The 20,618-nt window shown below is 68.8% G+C and carries 23 protein-coding genes; 12 read left to right on the forward strand and 11 right to left on the reverse strand.

Annotated features, from left to right (window positions below):
- Window positions 1-36 precede the first annotated feature (36 nt).
- Window positions 37-336, forward strand: coding sequence for a hypothetical protein (locus AMK34_RS17470; protein WP_038507297.1), 300 nt, complete (start codon window positions 37-39; stop codon window positions 334-336).
- 27 nt (window positions 337-363) lie between these two features.
- Window positions 364-789 (forward strand): type II toxin-antitoxin system VapC family toxin, encoded by a 426-nt coding sequence (locus tag AMK34_RS17475; protein WP_073846004.1) that lies wholly within the window; start codon window positions 364-366, stop codon window positions 787-789.
- A gap of 172 nt (window positions 790-961) precedes the next feature.
- Here AMK34_RS17475 and AMK34_RS17480 read toward each other — a convergent pair whose 3' ends face one another.
- Window positions 962-2,131: a cytochrome P450 gene (locus tag AMK34_RS17480; RefSeq protein ID WP_073846005.1), complete on the reverse strand. Its 1,170-nt coding sequence runs from the start codon at window positions 2,129-2,131 to the stop codon at window positions 962-964.
- A gap of 60 nt (window positions 2,132-2,191) precedes the next feature.
- Complete coding sequence (locus AMK34_RS17485; protein WP_037333665.1) at window positions 2,192-2,404, reverse strand: hypothetical protein; 213 nt, start codon at window positions 2,402-2,404, stop codon at window positions 2,192-2,194.
- Between the two features lie 290 nt (window positions 2,405-2,694).
- Between AMK34_RS17485 and AMK34_RS17490 the strand changes: the two genes are divergently transcribed.
- From AMK34_RS17490 to AMK34_RS17505, 4 genes are all read left to right on the forward strand, one after another.
- Window positions 2,695-3,576, forward strand: a complete 882-nt coding sequence (locus AMK34_RS17490) for a DUF5926 family protein (protein ID WP_038507305.1) — start codon at window positions 2,695-2,697, stop codon at window positions 3,574-3,576.
- 73 nt (window positions 3,577-3,649) lie between these two features.
- Window positions 3,650-4,003, forward strand: coding sequence for a DUF952 domain-containing protein (locus AMK34_RS17495; protein WP_038507308.1), 354 nt, complete (start codon window positions 3,650-3,652; stop codon window positions 4,001-4,003).
- A gap of 205 nt (window positions 4,004-4,208) precedes the next feature.
- The gene (locus AMK34_RS17500) at window positions 4,209-4,721 is read left to right on the forward strand and encodes a SigE family RNA polymerase sigma factor (RefSeq protein WP_143202515.1); all 513 of its coding nucleotides are present in this window, start codon (window positions 4,209-4,211) and stop codon (window positions 4,719-4,721) included.
- Window positions 4,718-5,563, forward strand: coding sequence for a hypothetical protein (locus tag AMK34_RS17505; protein WP_073846006.1), 846 nt, complete (start codon window positions 4,718-4,720; stop codon window positions 5,561-5,563). Before AMK34_RS17500 ends, AMK34_RS17505 begins: the two co-directional genes overlap by 4 nt.
- Before the next feature lie 67 nt (window positions 5,564-5,630).
- Here AMK34_RS17505 and AMK34_RS17510 read toward each other — a convergent pair whose 3' ends face one another.
- The 3 genes from AMK34_RS17510 to AMK34_RS17520 form a co-directional block, all read right to left on the reverse strand.
- Window positions 5,631-6,182, reverse strand: coding sequence for a ferritin (locus tag AMK34_RS17510; RefSeq protein WP_038507316.1), 552 nt, complete (start codon window positions 6,180-6,182; stop codon window positions 5,631-5,633).
- Window positions 6,183-6,339: 157 nt separating this feature from the next.
- Window positions 6,340-7,551, reverse strand: coding sequence for an arginine deiminase (locus AMK34_RS17515; RefSeq protein ID WP_051972296.1), 1,212 nt, complete (start codon window positions 7,549-7,551; stop codon window positions 6,340-6,342).
- Window positions 7,552-7,564: 13 nt separating this feature from the next.
- Window positions 7,565-8,362 (reverse strand): CPBP family intramembrane glutamic endopeptidase, encoded by a 798-nt coding sequence (locus AMK34_RS17520; RefSeq protein ID WP_073846007.1) that lies wholly within the window; start codon window positions 8,360-8,362, stop codon window positions 7,565-7,567.
- A 23-nt stretch (window positions 8,363-8,385) separates the two neighbouring features.
- Here AMK34_RS17520 and AMK34_RS17525 point away from each other — a divergent pair, with 23 nt between their 5' ends.
- Entirely contained in the window at window positions 8,386-8,847 is a 462-nt protein-coding gene (locus AMK34_RS17525) for a PPOX class F420-dependent oxidoreductase (RefSeq protein WP_038507322.1), read from the forward strand.
- Here the strand turns inward: AMK34_RS17525 and AMK34_RS17530 are convergent.
- Window positions 8,844-9,635 carry a DUF2470 domain-containing protein gene (locus AMK34_RS17530; protein ID WP_038507325.1) on the reverse strand — a complete coding sequence of 264 codons (792 nt, stop codon included), beginning with the start codon at window positions 9,633-9,635 and terminating at the stop codon, window positions 8,844-8,846. The two genes, AMK34_RS17525 and AMK34_RS17530, sit on opposite strands and share 4 nt — an antisense overlap.
- A 94-nt stretch (window positions 9,636-9,729) precedes the next feature.
- On the opposite strand from AMK34_RS17530, the gene AMK34_RS17535 reads away from it, so the two are divergent.
- Entirely contained in the window at window positions 9,730-10,737 is a 1,008-nt protein-coding gene (locus tag AMK34_RS17535) for a hypothetical protein (protein WP_073846008.1), read from the forward strand.
- A 2-nt stretch (window positions 10,738-10,739) separates the two neighbouring features.
- On the opposite strand, the gene AMK34_RS17540 is transcribed toward AMK34_RS17535, so the two are convergent.
- From AMK34_RS17540 to AMK34_RS17550, 3 genes are all read right to left on the reverse strand, one after another.
- Complete coding sequence (locus AMK34_RS17540) at window positions 10,740-11,480, reverse strand: hypothetical protein (RefSeq protein WP_073846009.1); 741 nt, start codon at window positions 11,478-11,480, stop codon at window positions 10,740-10,742.
- Window positions 11,481-11,491: 11 nt separating this feature from the next.
- Complete coding sequence (locus AMK34_RS17545) at window positions 11,492-13,309, reverse strand: substrate-binding and VWA domain-containing protein (protein WP_073846010.1); 1,818 nt, start codon at window positions 13,307-13,309, stop codon at window positions 11,492-11,494.
- 186 nt (window positions 13,310-13,495) lie between these two features.
- On the reverse strand, window positions 13,496-14,671 hold the full coding sequence (locus tag AMK34_RS17550; RefSeq protein WP_038507338.1) for a homogentisate 1,2-dioxygenase: 1,176 nt from the start codon (window positions 14,669-14,671) through the stop codon (window positions 13,496-13,498).
- Window positions 14,672-14,756: 85 nt separating this feature from the next.
- Here AMK34_RS17550 and AMK34_RS17555 point away from each other — a divergent pair, with 85 nt between their 5' ends.
- Together AMK34_RS17555 and AMK34_RS17560 are read left to right on the forward strand one after the other, a co-directional pair.
- Window positions 14,757-15,611 (forward strand): hypothetical protein, encoded by an 855-nt coding sequence (locus tag AMK34_RS17555; protein ID WP_007030543.1) that lies wholly within the window; start codon window positions 14,757-14,759, stop codon window positions 15,609-15,611.
- A complete protein-coding gene (locus tag AMK34_RS17560) occupies window positions 15,608-16,249 on the forward strand; it encodes an IclR family transcriptional regulator (RefSeq protein ID WP_073846011.1) in 642 nt (213 codons plus the stop codon). Before AMK34_RS17555 ends, AMK34_RS17560 begins: the two co-directional genes overlap by 4 nt.
- A 3-nt stretch (window positions 16,250-16,252) precedes the next feature.
- On the opposite strand, the gene AMK34_RS17565 is transcribed toward AMK34_RS17560, so the two are convergent.
- Window positions 16,253-16,915, reverse strand: coding sequence for a DUF998 domain-containing protein (locus tag AMK34_RS17565; RefSeq protein ID WP_016330608.1), 663 nt, complete (start codon window positions 16,913-16,915; stop codon window positions 16,253-16,255).
- Between the two features lie 88 nt (window positions 16,916-17,003).
- Entirely contained in the window at window positions 17,004-17,591 is a 588-nt protein-coding gene (locus AMK34_RS17570; protein WP_038507345.1) for a TMEM165/GDT1 family protein, read from the reverse strand.
- 188 nt (window positions 17,592-17,779) lie between these two features.
- Here AMK34_RS17570 and AMK34_RS17575 point away from each other — a divergent pair, with 188 nt between their 5' ends.
- Both AMK34_RS17575 and AMK34_RS17580 read left to right on the forward strand, forming a co-directional pair.
- Window positions 17,780-18,733, forward strand: coding sequence for a S41 family peptidase (locus tag AMK34_RS17575; protein WP_073846012.1), 954 nt, complete (start codon window positions 17,780-17,782; stop codon window positions 18,731-18,733).
- 81 nt (window positions 18,734-18,814) lie between these two features.
- On the forward strand, window positions 18,815-20,326 hold the full coding sequence (locus AMK34_RS17580) for a cytochrome ubiquinol oxidase subunit I (protein ID WP_073846013.1): 1,512 nt from the start codon (window positions 18,815-18,817) through the stop codon (window positions 20,324-20,326).
- The last annotated feature ends 292 nt before the right edge of the window (window positions 20,327-20,618 follow it).

Here is a 20,618-nt window from a genome sequence, read left to right on the forward strand (position 1 = left end):
CTCCGCTGACGAGGGATCAGTCTGTAACATGGCGGTATGAGCGAGCAGCGGAAGTGCGACCTGCCTGCCGGGGAGACCGGCCGGGTGCGGTCTGCTGCGAGCGGTCTTTACAAGTCGTCCGCCGCCAGGGCGAAGAAGGTGAAACAGCCTGTGACAGGGCGAGTTTCGCCTGGCGTGAAAACGGGGCTCACCGGGCATGGGATCCGTCGGCCTGAGCCGGCCCCGGACGAGCCGTCGAAGCCGTATTCCTTACCGTCCTTCTTGGGCATGTTCGATCTGCCAGCCGACGCGTCCGAGACGGTGAAGGCCGTGGTACGCGGCCGGGACGTCGCCTGAGTTCGCGACGGGAACAAGCGAAGATCGATGGCGCGTCCGATCGTGGTGGACGCTGGTCCGCTCATCGCCATGGCCAGCCGGAAAGATGATCACCATCAGGCGGTGGTCGAGTGGCTCGCGACCGCGGCCACCCGTGATTTGCTGGTGCCGTCGCTCGTACTGACCGAGGTGTGTCACTACATCGAGAAGTATCTGGGTGGCGAAGCCGAGGCGGCGTTCATCGAAGGACTCATACGCTCGCCTCAGTTCGCGATCTATCACCCCATGGACGACGATTTCCGGCGGATGGCCGTGCTGATGCGCCAGTACTCGGATTGGCCGCTCGGCCTGGCGGACGCGGCCGTCGTGGCCACGGCCGAACGGATGAAGACGGTCGAGGTGGCCACTGTGGATCGCCGGCACTTCGAGCACATCAAGCCGGTGCATGTTTCGCACTTCACGCTCTATCCCTGACCTGGGAAAAGAGAGCAAGGGACCTTTGCTACCACTCGCCGGGGCCGGGTGAGCTCCCCGCGCTGGTGGTCTCGGCGTGGGTGAAGGGGACTTTCACCGCATGCGACGCGGGTAAAGCGTCCTTCACCTCACGGCCCGCCCCAGGCGCGACGCGAACGTCCGGCGCAGGTCCCTAACCCGTGGTCACTCGGAGCGAGCGCAGGCCCCGGATCACGAACTCCGGCCGCCGCTCCGGGGTCTCGGCGAGCTCCAGGCCCGGCAGCTTCGAGGCAAGGGAGGACAGCGCGGCCGCGATCTCCACCCGCGCGAGCGGGGCGCCGACGCAGTAGTGGATGCCCATGCCGAAGCCGAGGTGCGCGTTCGGCGTGCGGCCGATGTCGAGTGTGTCCGGCCGGTCGAAGACCTTCGGGTCCCGCGCGGCGGCGCCGAGGAGCGCGCCGATCTTCTCGCCCTCGGCGACCCGGAACCCGGCGATCTCGATGTCGGTGGTCGCCGTCCGCTCGAAAAGCTGCAGCGGCGCGTCGAAGCGGATCAGCTCCTCGACGCACGGGTCCAGGAGCTCCGGCGAGGCCAGCAGCCGCTCCCACTGGTCGCGGTGGGTCAGCAGCGCGTTGACGCCGTTCCCGATGACGTTCACGGTCGCCTCGTGCCCGGCCATCAGGAGCAGGACCGCGGTCGCGACCAGTTCGTCTTCGGTGAGCTCACTGCGCAGAAGGTCGCTGACGATGTCTTCGCCGGGGGAGTTCGCGCGCTGCTTCGCGACGTCACGCAGGTAGTCGACGAACTCCGCGGCCGCGGCTTCGGCGGCGTCGCGCTTGTCCTCGGCGAGCCCGTACTCGTACATCTTCACGATGTGGTTCGACCAGGTGACCATGCTCGGTCCCTTGTCGACCGGGACGCCGAGCAGTTCCGCGATGACCGCGACCGGCAGCGGCTGCGCGAGGTGCGCCAGCAAGTCGGCCGAGCCGGTTTCGGCGATCTCGGCGGCGAGGCCGTCGACCATGCCGTCCGCGAGTTCGGCGACCATCGGCCGCAGCCGCTGGACGTGCCCGCGCCCGAACGCGCCCGCGATCACCCGCCGTAGCCGCGTGTGGGCAGGCGGCTCGTTCTCCAGCAGCGAGTTGCGGTGCAGGAGGTTGAACGACGCGAACCGCTCCACCGGCAGCGCGTCCTGCCAGATCCGGCCCAGCCCGCGATGCCGCAGGACGGCGGCCGACGCCGCGTGCGACACCGCCACGGCGATGCCGAGACCGTCGTGCCGGTGGACTTCGCCGCGTTCGCGGAGGTCGGCGAAGGACGGGTACGGATTCGCGAGGAAGGCCGGGTCGGCGAGGTCGAACACCCGCCGACTGTAACCCGGCCGGGCGCCGCGCCGGGGTGGCCGCCCCGGCGCGGCAGGGAGCTACAGATGCAGCCAAAGTCCCAGGTGCAGGTGCAGCCCGTGATGGTGATGCCCGTGGTGATGGCCGACGCACAGCAGCAGGCAATGTCGCGCCTGGTCGGCTCTGTCGGACTGCGGCGCGGCCGAAGCCGTGCCCACCGCGGGCCCGGCCAGCATCAGACCGAGTGCCACGGGAAACGCGGCCAACGCGGCCCGGCGCTTCGAGGTGCTCATCTGTGATCCCTTTCTCCGCACTACGGCACCGGATGGCGCCGTGATCGAGTATTCGGTGCGGTACGGGCAAAACGGCAGGCTGATCACCCGCGATTAGATCGTCCGGATGATGACAACCGTTTTCAGTCACGTTTGCGTGGTACCCGGATGGCCGCTGAAACCCGCCGATCCGGTCGATCCGGTGGCCCGCCGGGTGTCGTCCGCGCCGTCTTCGTCACCAACCCCGGGGGCCTTACGAGGCGTGCGCCTTCCCGCGATAGCGTTTCGAACCGAGCTTTGAGGAGGCTGACGTGGGCAAGGGTTCGCGCAAGAAGGGTCCCAAGACGACCTCGGACCGCAAGCCGAAGGTGCGCGACGTCTTCGTCGGCCAGCCCTTCGAGGGGCTCGCGGCGGAGACCGAGCTGATCGCGCTGCGCGAGTTCGTCCCGTCGGCGACGGCGGCGCTCACGCTGGGCTCCGGCGAGAAGGTCACCCTCGGCACGGTGCTGCCGATGGCGGCGGCCGCGTTCGTCCGGTCCGACGGCGAGCGCTACATCGGGATGCAGGTGCAGACCCGCTCCTCGGACATCAGCCGCGACCTCGGCCGCGCGCTCCAGTGGGTGCTGGAGGCCAAGGAGGGTGACGTGCTGTCCGTGCCGGACACCACGACGCCGCCCACCGCCGACGAGAAGGCCCGCCTGCAGGACCTGCTCGACACCGACGTCGAACTCGACGTCACGCTCTACAACGACTTCGCCTGGTGGCTGCCCGAGGACGCCGACGCGAGTGGAGACGTCGCGCTGTCCCTCGAGCGCGCGAACGCGGCGATCATGCCGACCGAACGCCTCGGCGCTGGCGCGTACTGGGTGCTCGCCGGGGAGAAGGCGCACCTGCGCTGGGTCCGCCCCGAGCCGGAGAACCTGCTGCTGCAAGCGCTTGCGCGACTGTCCGCCGCCGGTGAACTGGGCCTCGGCGAGGGCTCCCGCTACGCCGGTTCGTTCCGCGCGCACGGGCTGCTCGTCCCGGTGTGGGACCTCGACCCCGAGGCCCACGCCCGCGAGTGGGCCGACGCGAAGGACCAGCTCGGCACCCGGCTCGAGGCGGCGCTGAAGTCCCTTGACACCGAGCCGCTCAACGCGGCCGAGCGCCGCTCGCGTGACGGCCTCATCGGCCGCCAGCTCACCATCCGCTGATCCCCTTCCCGCGCATTTAGTCCTCTGGATGCGGAGCCCGCATCCAGAGGACTAAATGCGCGAGGATGGGCGCGTGATCCTCCATATCTGCGCCAAGGACGAGTGGGCGGCGGTGCCCGAAGGCGGCGTCTACACCGCCGCGTCGCTCGAATCCGACGGCTTCATCCACTGCTCGGACCCCGGAACGGCGCATATCCCGGCCAACGCCGTGTTCCCCGGCCGCACCGATCTGGTGCTGCTGGAGATCGACCCGGCGCTCGTCGGCGCGCCCGTCGTCTGGGAGGACGGGGACCCGCCGCATCCGGCCGGTATCCAGTTCCCCCACGTGTACGGACCGATACCCCGTAACGCCGTGGTGGCCGTTCACGAATTCCCTGTTCAGGGGGACGGTTCGTTCAGAATTCCCGAGTCCGTGTCGAAACGTTGAGGCGGGCAACTCCTCGGCGGGACGAGCGTCTCTCGAACTGGTTCGCGGCTGAAGACAACCTGTGGGGGCGGTCATGCGTTTCGGGAGAGGTGAGCCAGGCAGACCTGGCCAGGTGACCCCGGGAGGAGGCGATACGGTGACCGCTGCCGCGACGGTCATACCGGGGACGGACGTCTGGGGGGCCGGCGAGAGCCGGAACAGTGCCGTGTCGGGTGAGCTCACCGACTTCGGCGACTTCGTGCGGGCCAGCCTTCCGGGGCTGCTGAGGTACGGGCACGCCCTCACCGGGAACCCGCACGACGCCGCCGACCTGGTCCAGACCGTGCTGGAGAAGATCGGCTCCCGCTGGTCGTACGTCCAGCACAAGACCGGCGACCCGATGGCCTACATCCGCCGTTCGATGGCCAACGCGCATATCAGCCGCTGGCGCCGGACCAAACGCGAGAGCCTCGTCGCCGACCTGCCGGACGTCCAGCCGTACAGTCCGGCCGATCCGTTCGAGCACGAGCCGCTGTGGCAGGCGTTACGCGCGTTGCCGCCGAGGCAACGCGCGGTGATGGTCCTGCGTTACTACGAAGGGCTGTCCGAGGCGGAGATCGCGGATTCGCTCGGGGTCAGCCAGGGCACCGTCAAAAGCCAGGCGAGCAAGGCGATCGCGTCGCTGCGGACGAAGCTCGCGTTGTTAGAGCCCAAGGACGAAGGGAGGGAAGCGGGATGAACATGTCCGACGAGGACGTGAGGCAGCAGCTGCGCGAACTGTTTTCGGACGAGCGGCTGGGCGCGGGGTCCACGCTGAATCCCGAGGCGATCGTCGCGGGCGCCCGCCGTCGCCGTCGCCGCCGTCAGCTGATGCAGACGACGAGCGGGATGGCCGCCGCGGTGGTCCTGCTGGGCGGTGGGCTCACCGTCTTCACGATCCACGACAAGGACAACGGCGCGGCCTTCCCCGGTGGCGACCAGCTCACCATGGGCGCGGCGTCGTCGAGCCTGGCGCAGCCGGGGCCGGGGAGTTCGGCGCCGGCGGCTTCCGCGCCGGTGGAACAGCCGAACCCGACGACCGCGCCACCGCACTCGACCGCCTCGGACGGGCCGGTCAAACCGCCGAAGAGCACCGCCGCCACGAAGCCGCCTACGCAGCGCAAGGTGACCTCTGGTTCGTTGCTGACCTCCGCCGGCTTCGGCAAGCTCCGGCTCGGGATGAGCGAGTCCGAGGCGGAAGCCACCGCCGGTCCGCTGCGGGCGAAAGAGGTCCGGGGCACCTGCACCTACGGCCACGCGGACGAGGGGGCCGCCGTTCCGGTGTCGACGTCGGTGTCGCTGACCGAGGGCGACGGGATCACCGTCATCAACCCGACGGGCACGGTGCACACGCCGGAGGGGATCGGCGTCGGCTCGACCGAGGCGGATATCCTCGCCGCCTATCCCGGCAGTACCAAGGACGGCAGTTCCTACGTCGCGCCGGTGAGCGCGGTGAGCGCGTACCGGATCTCCGTGTCCGATGACGGGTCGGCCGTCAGCATCCTGCTGACCAGCATCAACCAGAACTGTCAGTTCAGCTGACGCACGAAGAAAACCCGGGCTTCTCCAAGGGGGAGAGCCCGGGTTTTCCTCGTGGTGGGAGCGTTGGTCAGAGCGCGCCGCCGGCGACCGGGGGCATCCCCGCGTCGGCGCCGCCGTCACCGACGGACTCGCGGTGCAGGTGGTTCTCCACCTCGAACAGATTGCCGTCGGCACGTTTGACGATGTTGAGCAGCGTGGACATCTGGGAGATCTCCTCGACCTGCTCCTTGAGGAACCACTGCGTGAACTGCTCGCCGATGTAGTCCTCTTCGGCGCGCGCGGCCTTGGCCAGCTGCTGGATGTCGGTCGCGACGTCCTTCTCCTGCTGCAGCGCGAGCTCGATGAGCTCACGGACGTCGGAGAAGTCGTTGCGCACGTCGCCGGTGCCGGGGATCTCCACGTGGTGGTCGGTGTCCAGCATGTACTGGACCAGCGCCATCGCGTGGTTCCGCTCCTCGACGGACTGCTTGTAGAAGTGCTTCGCGAGCTGCGGCAGGTCCTCGGCGTCGAACCAGACCGCCAGCGCGATGTACTGCTGGGAGGCGTTGAACTCGTTGTGGATCTGCGCCTGCAGCAGTTCGTAGAACTTCGAGCGCGGTTGCTTCTTGGTGAGGGCCATGTGTTCGACGATACGTCATGTCCCTATTCGATTTCCACTTTTCTCTGGTGATGTCCCCCCTATTAGGTTACCATTACCGACAATAGGCCCGCCTCAATTAAGTAAGCCTTCCCTAATCAATCGAAATCAATTAGGGAAGGCTTACTTTATTTCTGTTTCAGATGCTTTCGCGCCGGATCGGGCACGACATGCAGCGCGGGCCGCCGCGGCCGGAGCCCAGTTCGGAGCCCGTGATGGCCAGGACCTCGATCCCGGCTTCCTCCAGGCGCGCGTTGGTTTCCACATTACGTTCGTACCCGATGACCACGCCGGGCGCGAGGGCGAGGGTGTTGTTCCCGTCGTCCCATTGCTCGCGTTCGGCGGTGACCGGATCGAGGCCGGTGTCGATGACGCGAAGCCGTTCGATTCCCATTGCTTCGGCGGCCGCGGTGAGGAATGGGGCCGGGCCTTCCACCTTCACGGAACCGTCGTCGGTCGGCCGCATCGTGAATGCGGTCAGTGAATCACGGGAAAGCGGATACATGACGACGGCGTCGGCCGCGACCATCGTGCAGACGGTGTCCAGATGCATGGTCGCGCGGGTCTGCTGGATCGGGACGGCGAGCACGGTGTGCGCGATCCCGTCGGCGAACACCGACCGGGCCAGCGACTCGGCACCCGCCGCGGTCGTCCGCTCGCCGACGCCGATGGCGAGGACGCCCGGCGAAAGCAGCATGACGTCGCCGCCTTCGATCGGCGCCGAATGCGCGCCGTACGCGCGGGCGGCGTGGCGGAACCACGGGTGGTAGGCGTAGATGAGGTCCAGCACCGCGGTTTCGCGGACGCGCGCGGGCATGGTGAGCGAGGAGACCGCGACGCGGTCGCCGATCCACGCCGACGAGTCACGGGTGAACAGCAGGTTCGGCAGCGGATCGACGGCGAAGTCGTTCGGGTGGTTCATCAGCCGGACCAGGGAGGCGCCCTCGGCGGCGGGCAGTTCCTCGAAGGTCATCCCGGCCATCAGGACCTCGGCCAGCGTCGCCGGCGCCGCGCTCGAAAGGTGGGAGCGGAGCGAATCGGCCAGGTCGGGCCCGAGGCGCCGCTCGTCGACGGCCGCGTGCACACCCGCCGCGTGGGCGCGGGTGTCCGAGAGCGCCGTGCGCAGCGCGTCGGCCAGCAGCAGCACCTCGACGCCGCGGCCGCGCAGCACCTCGGCGAACGCGTCGTGCTCCTCCTGCGCGCGGTCCACCCAGGGGATGGAATCGAACAGGAGCTGGTCGTTGTTGCGAGGCGTGAGCCTTTTGAGCTCGTTGCCGGGCCTGTGCAGCAGTACCGCACGCAGGGGGCCGACTTCGCTGTCAACTCGGGGTGGAGTCGTCTCGTCAATCACGGTTTCACAGTAGCTAGGGAAGCCAGGAAACTCGCCCTTTGAGCAGTGCGTATCCGACGAAGGAGACGAAATCCAGCGCGGTGTGCGCGGCGATCAGCGGCCACAGCCGGTTCGTCTTCTGCCACAGCCTGCCGAACACCAGGCCCATCACGACGTTGCCGACGAAACCGCCGAAACCCTGATACAGGTGATACGAACCGCGAAGCACCGAAGACGCGACCAATGAGGTGTTCTCGCGCCAGCCGAGCTGCCGCAGCCGGGTCAGCAGATACGCGACGACGAGCACCTCTTCGGCGAACGCATTCCCGAAAGCCGACAACGTCAGCGTGATCGGACGCCACCACGTCTCGCCCAAAGTGGACGGTTGCACCGACAGGCTGAACCCGAGGCCGTAGGAGAGGAAGTACAGACCCAGTCCCGGAATCCCGATCACCGCGGCGAGCAGGAGCCCCTGGACGACGTCACGGCCGGGACGCCGCTTGTCGAGCCCGATCTCCGCCAGCTTCATCCCGCCGCGCCACAACAGGTACAGCCCGAGCGCGCCCCAGCCGACGAGCTGGCCGGCGCTCAGGAGCTGTTTGAGCAGGTCGACCAGGCTCAGGGTCGCCTGGGGGACGTTCAGCTGCGCCTGTTGCTGCGCGAGCGGCACCGGCTGCAGCAGCGAGTCCACAAGGGACAGCAGGCTGCGCAGCCCGGACAGGCCGAGGGTGATGCCGAAGACGACGACCAGTTCGATGACGATCGCGCGGCGGCGCGCCGGATCTTCCACGAATTCCGGCAGCGCCGGGCGTTCGGGACGCAGCCAGCTCATCGGCCGCACGTTACCGTCGGGTCATGGCAAGGAGTATCGCGACCAACGAAACCGTCGACCGGGCCGCGCTCGTCGACTTCCTGTCCACCCGCCACCGCGCCATCCTGATGACCACCAAGGCCGACGGCGGACCCCAGCTTTCCCCGGTGACCTGCGGAGTCGACACGGAGGGGCGGCTGGTCATCTCGACGTATCCGAAGCGCGCGAAGGTCGTCAACATCCGTCGCGAGCCGAAGGTGTCCGCCTGTGTCCTTTCCGACGAGTGGAACGACCAGTGGGTCCAGCTGAACGGCACCGCCGAGGTGCTCGACCTCCCCGACTCGGTCGAGCCGCTGGTCGACTACTTCCGCGCGATCTCCGGTGAGCATCCCGACTGGGACGAATACCGCGAAGCGATGGTGAAGCAGGGCAAGAGCATCATTCGCGTCACCATCGACTCGTGGGGCCCGATCGCCAAGGGCGGCTTCCCGGCGGAACTCGCCTAACCCTGGGGAAAGTAAGGACAGCCGACCAGGCGGCGGATCTCGCCGCTCAACTGCTGCGGCCCTTCGACCGGCCGCGAGAACGCCAGCCGGACGTCGTGGTCGCCGGAGTCGGCCTCGACGCGCAGGCGAAGCCCATAGCGGTCCAGCCCGAGCGGCCGGATCCAGCCGCCGCGCAGCTCGGCGGGCACGTGCTTGGCGAGCTGCTCGACGACGTCGGCGTGGTCGGTCTCCAGATGCCGCAACCACGCGGCCTCGTAGTCGTGGAAGGGATCCGGCGGCGCGGCGCTGAACATATGCGGCCGGAGCGAATGCGTGCCCTCGGCGTCCGCGAGCACCAGCGACGCCGGGGTCAGCCGCAGCAGCGTCAGGCCGTGCCCGACGTCCAGCAGCCGCTCGTCCGGCCGGGTTTCGGCGATGGAGACCGCGCGGGCCCGCGCCGACACCTCGGAAAGCGGCCGGAGCCAGCCCGTGATCCACAGCAGCCCGCGAATGGGTTCGCGCAGGTCGACCGGCGCCTGATCGGTCAGTTCGACCATCACCGCGAGCTCGCCGCGCTGTGCCTCGTGCGCGCGTTTCACCAGGTGGTGCTCGTCCGGCAGCAGGATGCTGACGCTGCCGCTCGGGTGCACGTGGTGCAGCTCGGGGATGACGCGGCCGCACTGTCCCGGCAGGTCGCGCTGCTCGGCGGTCGGCATCAGCGTCGCCGGCCCGTTGCGGGTGGCGATCGTCTTCGCGCGTTCCGCGGGGTTCGGCGCCGGCGGGCGGCGGATGGACGTCGGTGTGGTCACGGCTCACCTCCTAGTTAGGTGAGCCTAACCTGATCTGGCCGTCGAGTGGAAGTAGCCTGGATCACGTCTCACCGCACACGTATACGTTGACCTGGTGGAAGACCACAGAATCCGGGTGCTCGAACCACCCGAAGGGATTCCGGCGAAGAACATGCCGGTCCTGACACCCCTTCTCGACCGTCTCACCTTGACCGCCGGAACGTCGTCCTTCGCGTCCGGGTTGCTCGTGGTGCTCGGCGTTTTCCTGGCGGTGTCGGGCCGGTTCGGCATCGCCGCGCCCGCCTTCCTGCTCTGCTTCATGACACCGGTTTCGCTCTACTTCGGCTACCTCGTCCTTGCCGGATCGTCGCCGATGCGGAAGCTCACCGGCAAGCCGTTCCGCCTGGTGAGCGGGCTGGACGGGGTCGTCGTCGCCGGTTCCCGGGTGAGTGTCCCGCTCGACGGCCGGTGGCTCGTCTTCCGGCTGCCCGCCCCGCTGCGAGCGCAACTGGCGGCACAACGACGGCTGTGGGTGCTCGGCCCGTTCTTCGTGCTGCCCGGTGTCATCGGCCCCCGGCGCGGCGCGTTCCGGGACGCCCCCGTGCGGGGTTCGGTGCCGTTGGCGGCCGAGCCGGTCACGCCGGGACGGCTGGTCGCCCTGCAGGGACGGCTGCTGGGTTCGTACTACCTGCTGGGCGCCGGGATCACGCTGGTGGCGGCCGCCTTCTCGCTCTGGGTCGCCATCGACTATCCCGACCGCGACAGCCTCGTCGTGCCGAACACGCGGGTGCTGGCCGCGCTCTGCGTCCTCGCGACGATCGGGCTCGGTATCGCGGCCATCGTGGTCGCCCGGCCGTCACCCGAGCCGCGGTGGACCGAACTCGCCGTCGTGTCCGGGCCTGCGTCGGTCAACCTCTTCGGCATGGTCACTCTGAAAGGCCGGACGGTGCTGCCCGACGGTCGCGAGGTCACCGTCCAGGCGGGCGGTTCGGATCCGTCGCTGGCCGCGAACATCGCCGCCACCGGACGGCTGTGGGTGCTCGGCGTGCCGTCGGCGGGGAAGACGGCGAAGGCCGGAGTGCCGGGGTGCGCGGTTTTCGGGCCGGTCAGATTCGGGCGGTGACGTCAGCCGAGCGAGCGCCGCGTCGCCTCCTCGGTCTCCACGACACCCCGCCGGATCCCTTCCAGCTGCTCGCTCAACTCGCCGATCGTCGTGGTGTCGAGCAGCGCATCGCCGGTGGCGGCCGAGAGTTCGGCCGCCCTGGCGACCAGGCCGTCGAGGCCGAGCGCGCCGGATCGCAGCTGTGCCAGCAGCTTCCGCTGCGCGCTCGACAGTCGCGTGTGGACGTCCTCCTGTGCCTGCACCGATTCGAGCGACTGGTTCAGGTCGCCGCGGATGTCGTCGTCGGCGGTCTTCAATTCCTTGCGCAGCCGGGCTTTCTCGGCCGACACCGCGCCAAGGTCCACGCGCGCCAACGCCTTCCCGGTGGCGGACGTGCGAGCGGCCAGCCGCCGGAGGGTGTCGACGGTTTCCCGCACCACCGGCTCCATGGTGGCCACCCGATCCGCGAGCGGGCCGGTGTCCAGCGAAGCGGAGATCGAGCGGAAGCCCTCGGCCGCCGCTTCCGCGCGCCGCACCCAGCCCGCCTCGGGGGAGCCGGGTTCGACATCGGGTAGCGGCCGTTCTTCGGGCTCCGGCAACGGTTTCGGACGCGTGGCGGCGGCGACCCCGGCGCGGGCGGCGAGCACGGTCACGCCGACACCGAGCGCGGCGAGCGTCGGCAGCTGCACCGCCCAGGCGGCCCCCGCCGACGTCGCCGCGAGGAGCAGTCCCCACGGTTCGGCTAGCTCACGGACGAAGCGCATATCCGAGGATCTCAGAAATTCGAGATCACGGCGGTGAAGACCTGGTCGATCGAGTCCGGTTTGGACGAGTCGTACCCGACGCCCTGGGTGGTCTCGGCGATCTCCTTGAGCACGTTCAGATCCGCGTCCGAGCCGTAGGCGATGGTGAACAGCCGCACCGCCTCGCCACCGCCTTCGGTCCGCAGCTGACCGACCAGGTTCGGCAGATCGATCCCGCCCGGATCCTCGTTCCGGCCGTCGGTGAGCACGACGACCGCGTTGATCGCGTTCGGATCCAGCCGCTGTTTCATGAACTCGTAGGCCGCCAGCGACGAGTCGTAGAGCCCCGTCCCGTTCTGCGGGGTCAGCCCGTTCAGCCGCGCCGCCAGCTCCTGCCTGCCCGGCTCACCGCCGACCGGCGACACCGGCCGGAGCTCGACGTAGTCCTTGTCGCCGTCCAGTTTCGTCGAGAACATCCACAGCCCGACCTTGTCGGCGTCGCTGAACTGCGGCAGCGACGCCACAGCGGCCTGCTTCGCGAGATCCATCTTGTTCTTCCCGGTCCCGCTGACGCCGTCGCCCATCGAACCGGAGACGTCGACGACCAGCAGCACGTTCGCCTTCTTCCGCAGGTCCTTCCACGACTTCAGCACCTCGGTCAGCACCGGCGGGCTCGGCGGGCGGATCAGGTTGAGCTTCGAGTCCGGTTCGGCGCCGTTCTCCTTCGTGGTCTGCGAGCCGGGTTTGCCGTCGAACGTGCGGAAGCCGATGTCGCTGAACTTCTGCTGCGCCTCGGCGCCGCGCAGATGCGCGAGGAAATCCGCCGCGACCTGCTTGTGGATGTCGTCGGCCCAGTTCAGCACGGTGAACGGGTGGTCGGAGTTGAGCGTGCCGTCGCTCGGGTAGATCCCGACGAGGGGCACCTTCGGCGGCGCGTGCTGGCCGCGTTTCGCCGGATCGTTCGTGGGATTGCCCTGGTTGTAGCCGACGAGCGAGTTCTCCTCGACCGTCACCGCCGAGATGTACGACATCGCGGCGCCGCGGTCGTCGGCCTTCTGCAGATTCGTCAGGAACGTCAGCGTGTTGTCGCCGTAGTGGACGATGGCCTGCTCGACGTTCTGCACGAACGTCCGCGCCTCGGGTTTCGCGAGCGCGTTCGCGGTGAGGTCCGAAGACGTGCCCGTCGCCGCGTAATAGGCGCCGATGGTGGCGTTCAGGCCGGACGTCGAGATGTTCGGATTCGTCTTGCCCAGCCGGAACTTCCCCCATTCCGGATGACCGTATTTGGCCCAGCCCTGCGGATCCGTGGCGAGCGCGGCGAGATCCTTCCAGCCGATGCCCTTGCCGGGCCAGCCGAGCGCTTCGGCCATCGGCTTCGGCATCGCGACGACCAGCGGCGCGTTCGCGACCGATTCCGGGTCGCCTTCGGGGACCAGCGCGGGGTGATCGGAGCCGGTGAGGTTCTGGCGCAGCAGGTTCACCCAGCCGGACGCGGCGGGCGTCCAGACGTCCGGCCGCGGGCCGTCCACCGCCTCGTTCCAGCCACGGGCCAGCGCCTGCATCGCGGTGCCGGACGACTTCGACTGCACGAGCACGTCGACACAGCGTCCGGCCACCGTGCGGCCGCTGTAGCCCTGGGCGATCTCGGCGACCACGCCGGCCTTTTCCGGCGACGACGACACCTGCAGCTTGACCGCGTCGCCCGTCGTGCACTTCGCTTCCACGGCCTCCTCGCCGGAGTCGCTCGTGAGCGCGCGCAGGCCGATGATGAGGCCGATGGCGACCACCGCCGCGGCCACGAACGCCAGGACCTTGCGGCCGCCGCGGGACTGCTGAGGATTCACGACCATGGAGAACCTCCGCCGGTGGGGACACCGATTATCCGGAGGTTTCGCCTTGCCAGGCTTGGCGTTGCCGAACCGTTGCGGCCATGGCGGTACTTATCCCGCCACCCGCCGCATTTAGTCCTCTAAATGCGTGGGCACCTACTCGCGCCTGTTGTTGATCTACGCATTTAGAGGACTAAATGCGGGCCGTCAAGCGCCGGGGCCGCGGCCGGACCAGGTCCACGCGTAGCCGTGATCCTCCGATGCGTCGGCCGCCTCGCCGAGATCCAGCGGGGCGAAGGTGTCCACCATGACCGCGGTCTCGTCGAAGAACTGCGCCCCGATCGACGCCTCGGCCGCGCCGGGCTGCGGCCCGTGCGTGAAGCCGGACGGGTGCAGCGAAAGCGAGCCGACCTCGATCCCGGAGCCCTTGCGCGCCTCGTAGTTCCCACGGACGTAGAACATCAGCTCGTCCGAGTCGACGTTCGCGTGGTTGTACGGCACCGGGATCGACTCGGGGTGGTAGTCGACCTTGCGCGGGCAGAACGAGCAGACCACGAAGTTCGGGCCCTCGAACGTCTGGTGCACGGGCGGCGGCTGGTGCACGCGGCCGGTGATGGGCTCGAAGTCGTCGATGTTGAACACCCACGGGTACAGGCAGCCGTCCCAGCCGACGACGTCGAACGGGTGGGTCGCGTAGGTGTAGCGCGTCAGCCCGGCGCGGTGGCGCACGAGGACCTCGACGTCGGTGCCGTCGACGACCAGCGGCTCGGACGGCCCGCGGATGTCGCGCTCGCAGTACGGCGAGTGCTCCAGGAACTGACCCTTCGCCGACAGATACCGCTTCGGCGGGCCGATGTGGCCGCGTGCCTCGATGGTCAGCAGCTTGACCCCGTCGTCGCCGTGCGGCAGCACACGATAGGTGCACGACGTCGGGATGACGAGGTAGTCGCCGTCGCCGACTTCCAGCGAGCCGTAGATCGTCTCGACGGTCGCGCCACCGCCCTGGACGTAGAACAGCTCGTCGCCCGCCGCGTTGCGGTACAGCGGCGAAGGCTTGGTCGCGTGGACGAAGCCGATGGTGACGTCGGCGTTGCCGAACAGCCGTCGCCGGTCGGTGACCGCGTCGGCCTCGCCGAACTTGAGGTCGTGGGTCTTGAAGGCGCGGGGCTTGAGCGGGTGGTTCGGGGTGATCGGGCCGCGCTCGTCCTCGATCGCGACGGCGTCGACGATCGCCGTCGGCAGGCCGCGGTGATAGAGCAGCGCCGAGTCCGCCGAGAAGCCCTCGACACCCATCAGTTCCTCGGCGTACAGGCCCCCGTCGGGCTTGCGGAACGCCGTGTGGCGCTTGTGCGGGATCTCGCCTACCTGCCGGTAGTAAGGCATCGGAATCTCCCCGGAACGTGTCCGTTGTGCGAACGATTTTGTCCTGATGTCGTACGCTACTAGCGTGTCAGTCGTGTCAAGCGCTGTGGAACTCACGCCACCCGGCCCCCGAGGAATCCCTCCCCTGTTCGCGCGGCTCGTCGACGACTCGGCGTTGTTCCCGCCCGGTGAGGCGTCCATGCCCGAAGCGCTGCGTGCGCACTTCGCGTCGAGGGCCGGTGAACACTCCGGCGTCCTCGGTGTGTTCCTGTGCCAGGCGTCGAGGCTGCCCGAGCTCATCACCGAACTCATCAAGATCAAACCCAAGGAACCGCTGCCGCTGTCGCTGATCATCGACACCGGCCTCGGCGGGGTCCCGAAGGCGATCTCGATCGTCGAATCGCGCAGCGAGATCCTCAGCCTGCGCATGGTGGAGATGCCGGCGCCGTCGGACGTCGACGAGGTCTGGCTGGAGCGCGTCTCCGAGTTCGTGCCCGAGGACGTCATCCGCGTGGTCGAGCCGCGGCGCGGCGTCGGCTGGCTGGACGGCGTGCGGAAGGTGATCGAGCACGGCAGCTGGCCGAAGATCCGCTGCGGCGGCAAGGCGGGCGAGAACTTCCCCAGCGTCGACGAGGTCGCGGACTTCCTCGCCGTGGTCAGCGGCTCGACCGGGGCGTCGTTCAAGGCGACGAACAGCCTGCACCGCGCCGTCCGGCACACCGAGGAGTCGAGCGGCTTCACCCACCACGGGTTCTTGAACCTGATCGTGGCGTCCGCACGCTGCCTCTCCGGCGGCGACGTGCGCGCCGCCCTCGAATCGACCGACGGCGCCGCGCTGGCCGCCGAGGCCAAGGGGATGTCGGAGCCCGCCGCGAAGGCGGTTCGCGGGCTCTTCGCGTCCTACGCGGCGGCCTCGTTCGACGAGCCGGTCGCCGACCTCGGGGAACTCGGGCTCTTGTGACTCGTGAAGGGTCGCTGACCCTGGACAGAGGCCTCGCGCTGCTGCAAGCGGTCGCGGACGCCGGTGGCGAGGCGGCGACGATCTCCGAACTCGCCGTCACCATCGGCGCGAGCCGGGCCGCCGTCTACCGGCTGCTCGTCCCGCTGTCCGAACGCGGTCTGGTGTGGCGCGACGGCAACAAGGTGCGGCTGGGGGTCGGCCTGCTCCGGCTCGCCGGGCAGGTCCTCCCGCAGCTGCGCGAGGCCGCGCGGCCGGTGCTGCGCGAACTGGCGGAGAAGGTCGGCGCGACGGCGCATCTGTCGGTCGCGCAGGGGGATCAGGCGCAGGCCGTCGCGGTCGTCGAACCGTCGTGGACGAGCTTCCACGTCGCCTACCGCGTCGGCACCCGGCATCCGCTGTCCGCCGGCGCGGCGGGCAAGGCGATGACGCTGCGTCCTGGCGGCGGCGAAGGCTGGGTCACCTCGTCGGGTGAGCTGGAGGCGGGCGCCTCCGGGGTCGCCGCGCCCGTGCGCGGAGTGCCCGGACTGAAGGCCAGCGTCGGCGTCGTGTCCCTCGAGCCGCTCGATGCCTCCGTGGTGGGCCCGGCGGTCGTGGCGGCCGCCGTCCGGCTGGCCGAGGTGCTGAAGCAGCCCGAGTAGCGCTCAGCGGTGGCTGAGCAGCGGGCGGACCATCGTCGCCAGCAGCGTGAGGTCGACCGCGAACAGCAGCCGCTCGAACAGGCCGAGCGTGACCTCCTGGTGCGACGGGCCGGTGAGCATCGTCCAGACGAAGCCGCCGAGCACGATCACCACCGCGGCGAAGCTGGCCACCGAAAGCCGCCGGATCGTCGTGCGGCGCGGCTCCCACGGGCAGCGCGCGCGGCCCGGGCGGGTCAGCACCCAGGCGGCGGCCGGCAGCGCGAGGAAGGCCGCCAGCGCGGCGTAGTTGTGGATCTGGCCCGCCAGCGACCGGGCCTGGCCCTCGGGGTCGACGGGCACGAGCGCGAGGACGAACAGCCCGGCGCACCAGACGCCGAGCAGGACCAGAACGGACTCGTAGCCCTTGCGGTGCGCCTTCGCGATCCCGCCGAGCAGCGCGAGCGAACCGAACCCCAGCGCCAGGCACATCGCGCCGAACAACGGGGCCGCCGTCGAACCGGGCGAGAGGTAGCCGTAGACGTACTCCGACAGCGTCTGCCAGATCGGGCTGACCTGGCTGGAGAGCCTCAGGTGCAGGTCGATCGAGATGGCGACGGCGACGGCCATGCCGAAGACCGCGAGCCTGCCGTGCACAGGGGAGACGGCGAGTGTCTTCGGCGAGGTCACGACCGGTTTCTCCAGGCACGTCGGGGCGGGTGTTCACCTTTTCGTTCCCGAAAGGTTACCCGGCGAACCTGTGAAAACCCCGTGCGCCTCAGAAGGCGAGCTGGGCCAGCGCGAACAGCGAGAAACCGGCGAAGACGAAGCCCGCGACGCGCTGGATGAGCTTCGGGCGGATCCGGCTACGGACCTTCGCGCCGATGAAGACGGCCAGACCGGCGACGGCGACCAGTGCGCAGAAGGAGCCGAGGCCGACCGCGAACGGGTTGCCGAAGCGGGCCGTGAGGCTGGCCGTCGCGAGCTGGGACGCGTCGCCCCACTCGGCGGCGAAGAGCACGCCGAACGACGTCAGCGCGGAGCGGAGGAAGGTCGCGGGGCCGGGGCCGGAACGCGAGGCGTCCTCTCCGCCGTCCTTGGCGGGACTGAACCCTTCGCGAAGAAGCATGTACGCGCCGACACCGAACATCGCGGCGACGATCGTGGTCACCAGCGCCTCCGGCAGCAATGTGAGCACACTGCCGAACGTGGCCGCGATCGCGGATTGCACGGCGAATGCGGCGGTGACGCCGACGAATACCGGCCACGCGCGGAAACGAGTGGTGAGAACCAAAGTGGCGACGAGGGTCTTGTCCGGCAGCTCCACGGCCAGTACCAGGCCGAACGCGCTGATCAGCGCCAGCATCGAGCTAGACATGATGGTTCTTCACCCCTTTCACTGCAACGATAAAGGGGCGATTCAGAGAAAGGCAAGCTGATGGCTTTTCCGAATCGGTCGGCATGCGCGGGCGAATTGTATTCCTCGGCCGGGCGGAATTGAGTTTTCGGCAAACCGAATTCTTTTTTCAGGCTTCGCTGGTAGCGTCGCCGGGCATGGACGAGAGAGCGCGGATCGACGACGTGTGCAGGCGCCTGCAGGACCACTACGTGTTCCCCGACGTCGCCGAGAAGCTGACGGTGTTGCTACGGGCGAGGCTGAGTGACGGCGCGTACGCGGGGCTCGACGATCAGGCGTTCGCCGTCGCGGTCACCGGAGACCTGCAGTCGGTCAACGGGGACAAACATCTGCGGCTGCGGCACCACGTCGACCCGCTGCCCGAGGTGGAGGGGGAGTCGTACGATCCTGAGGAATTCCGCCGTGAGGCGGAGTTGAACTGCCACGGCATCGCGTCGGCGCGGCGGCTGGCCGGGAACGTCGGCTACCTGGAGACCAAGCTGTTCTACGAGCCGGATATCGCGGGCGAGGCCCTCGCCGCGGCGATGACGCTGCTCGCGACCACCGATGCGCTGCTCATCGACGTCCGGGAGAACCGGGGCGGCGACCCGTCCACGGTCGCGCTGCTGATCAGCTACCTGGTGGGCGAGCCCGTCCACTTCAACAGCATCTATCTGCGCGACGGCGACGTGACGAATCAGCTCTGGACGCAGCCGTACGTGCCGGGTCGCAAGTTCGGCCCGGACAAGCCGGTGTGGGTGCTGACCGGGCCGACGACGTTCTCCGGTGCCGAGGACCTGAGCTACTCGCTGCAGCAACTGGGGCGGGCGAAGACGGTGGGCGCGGTCACCGGCGGCGGGGCGAATCCGCGGAAGCAGTTCACTGTGGACACCCATCTGGATGTCACCGTCCCGGGTGGACGGGCCGTGAACCCGGTCACGGGGACCAACTGGGAAGGCGTCGGCGTCCAGCCCGACATCGCCGTCGATGTCGAGGCCGCTTTCGACACGGCGTACGCGTTGGCGCTGGCCCACGTGCTGACGCTGGGGGACACGGGCTTGCGGCGGCAGGTCGCCGATGAGGCGCGTCTCACGCTCGCGAGCCTCGGCTGACCAGGGCGCGGGACCTACGTCCCGGCGAGATCGGGACCACTTGAACTGGCGGGCTCATCGGGCGTTGAGCAGGCTTGAGGCGTGGAGGTTCTCGATCTCGCTAGGTGGCAGTTCGGCATAACCACCGTCTATCACTTCCTGATGGTCCCGCTGACCATCGGGCTTTCGGTCCTGGTCGCCGGGATGCAGACGGCGTGGGTCCGCACGGGTGACGTGCGCTATCTGAAGATGACCAAGTTCTGGGGGAAACTCCTGCTGGTCAACTTCGCGATGGGCGTGGTCACCGGCATCGTGCAGGAGTTCCAGTTCGGGATGAACTGGAGCGCGTACTCGCGGTTCGTCGGCGACGTGTTCGGCGCGCCGCTGGCGATGGAAGGGCTCGTCGCGTTCTTCGTCGAGTCGACCTTCCTGGGGCTGTGGATCTTCGGCTGGGACAAGCTGCCGAAGAAGGTCCACCTGGCGTGCGCGTGGGCGTATTCGCTGGCGACCGTGGCGTCCGCGTACTTCATCCTGGCGGCGAACTCGTGGATGCAGCATCCGGTCGGGGTCGAGTTCGTCGACGGGAAGCCGACGATGAACTCGATCTGGGCGGTGCTGACGAACAACACCGCGCTGGCCGCGATCCCGCACACTCTCGCCGGTGCCTTCTCGGTGGCGGCGGCGTTCCTGGTCGGTGTGGCCGGCTGGCAGCTGTGGCGCAAGCGTTCGGAGGACGACGAGCACCGCGCGGTGTGGCGTTCGTCGTTGCGTCTCGGCGGCTGGACCGGTGTGGTGGCGTTCGCGGTACTGGCGATCACCGGCGACCTGCAGGGCAAGCTGATGTTCGAGCAGCAGCCGATGAAGATGGCCTCGGCGGAAGCGTTGTGCCATACGGAGAAACCGGCGAGCTTCTCGATCATCGCGATCGGCGACGTGCGGAACGCGAACTGCGAGGACGTCAAGACCTTCACCGTGCCCGCGCTGCTCTCGTTCCTGGCGCACAACGACTTCACGACCGAGGTCAAGGGCGTGGAGAACCTGATCACCGAGTACCAGGCGAAGTACGGGACGAACTACCCGGACGACCCGCAGCTCGGCTCGCTCGCGGGCAAGCCGATCGACTACGTGCCCAGCCTTCCGGTGACCTACTGGGGCTTCCGCGCGATGATCGGCTTCGGCGCGATCTCGGCCGGGATCGGGGTGCTCGCGCTGTGGCTGACCCGGCGCGGACGGATCCCCGGGCAACGCTGGTTCCCGTGGCTCGTGCTCGGCGGGATCGCGACGCCGTTCATCGGCAACAGCGCCGGGTGGATCTTCACCGAGATGGGCCGTCAGCCGTTCGTGGTGGTGCCGAATCCGACCGGTGTCGACGGGGTGTGGATGTTCACCGCGCAGGCGGTCTCGAAGTTGTCCACAGGCGAGGTGTGGACTTCGCTGATCGCTCTGACGACCGTCTACGCGGCGCTCGGCGTGGTCGAGGTCTACCTGATGCGCAAGTACGTCCGCGGCGGCGTCGACGCCGTCATGCCACCCAAGAAACCGACCTCGACCAGCAAGAACAGCGACTCGGAAGGCGGTGACGGCGATGACGACGCGCTGGCCTTCGCCTACTGATCGCCTCTTACCCTCACGTACCCAGCCCCCCGCCCTTCCCGGGGGACGGCCCCGCACCCAGCGTATCGGGGGTATCGCTCAGGCGGGTTACCCACAGCCGATCTGTGGACAACTTGCGCGGTTGTGGATAACTCAGGGCGACCGGGGGACGGGGAGCGTCGCGAAAGCCACTTTCGCGACGCTGGATGTCCCGAAAGTGGCTTTCGCGACATGCCGCGCGGCGTCCACAGGGCACGCGACCCGGCAGCGAGATGAAGGGGCCCTTCACCGCGTCGCATGCGGGCAAAGCGTC

The organism is Amycolatopsis sp. CB00013 (assembly GCF_001905755.1).
Lineage (GTDB): Bacteria > Actinomycetota > Actinomycetes > Mycobacteriales > Pseudonocardiaceae > Amycolatopsis > Amycolatopsis japonica.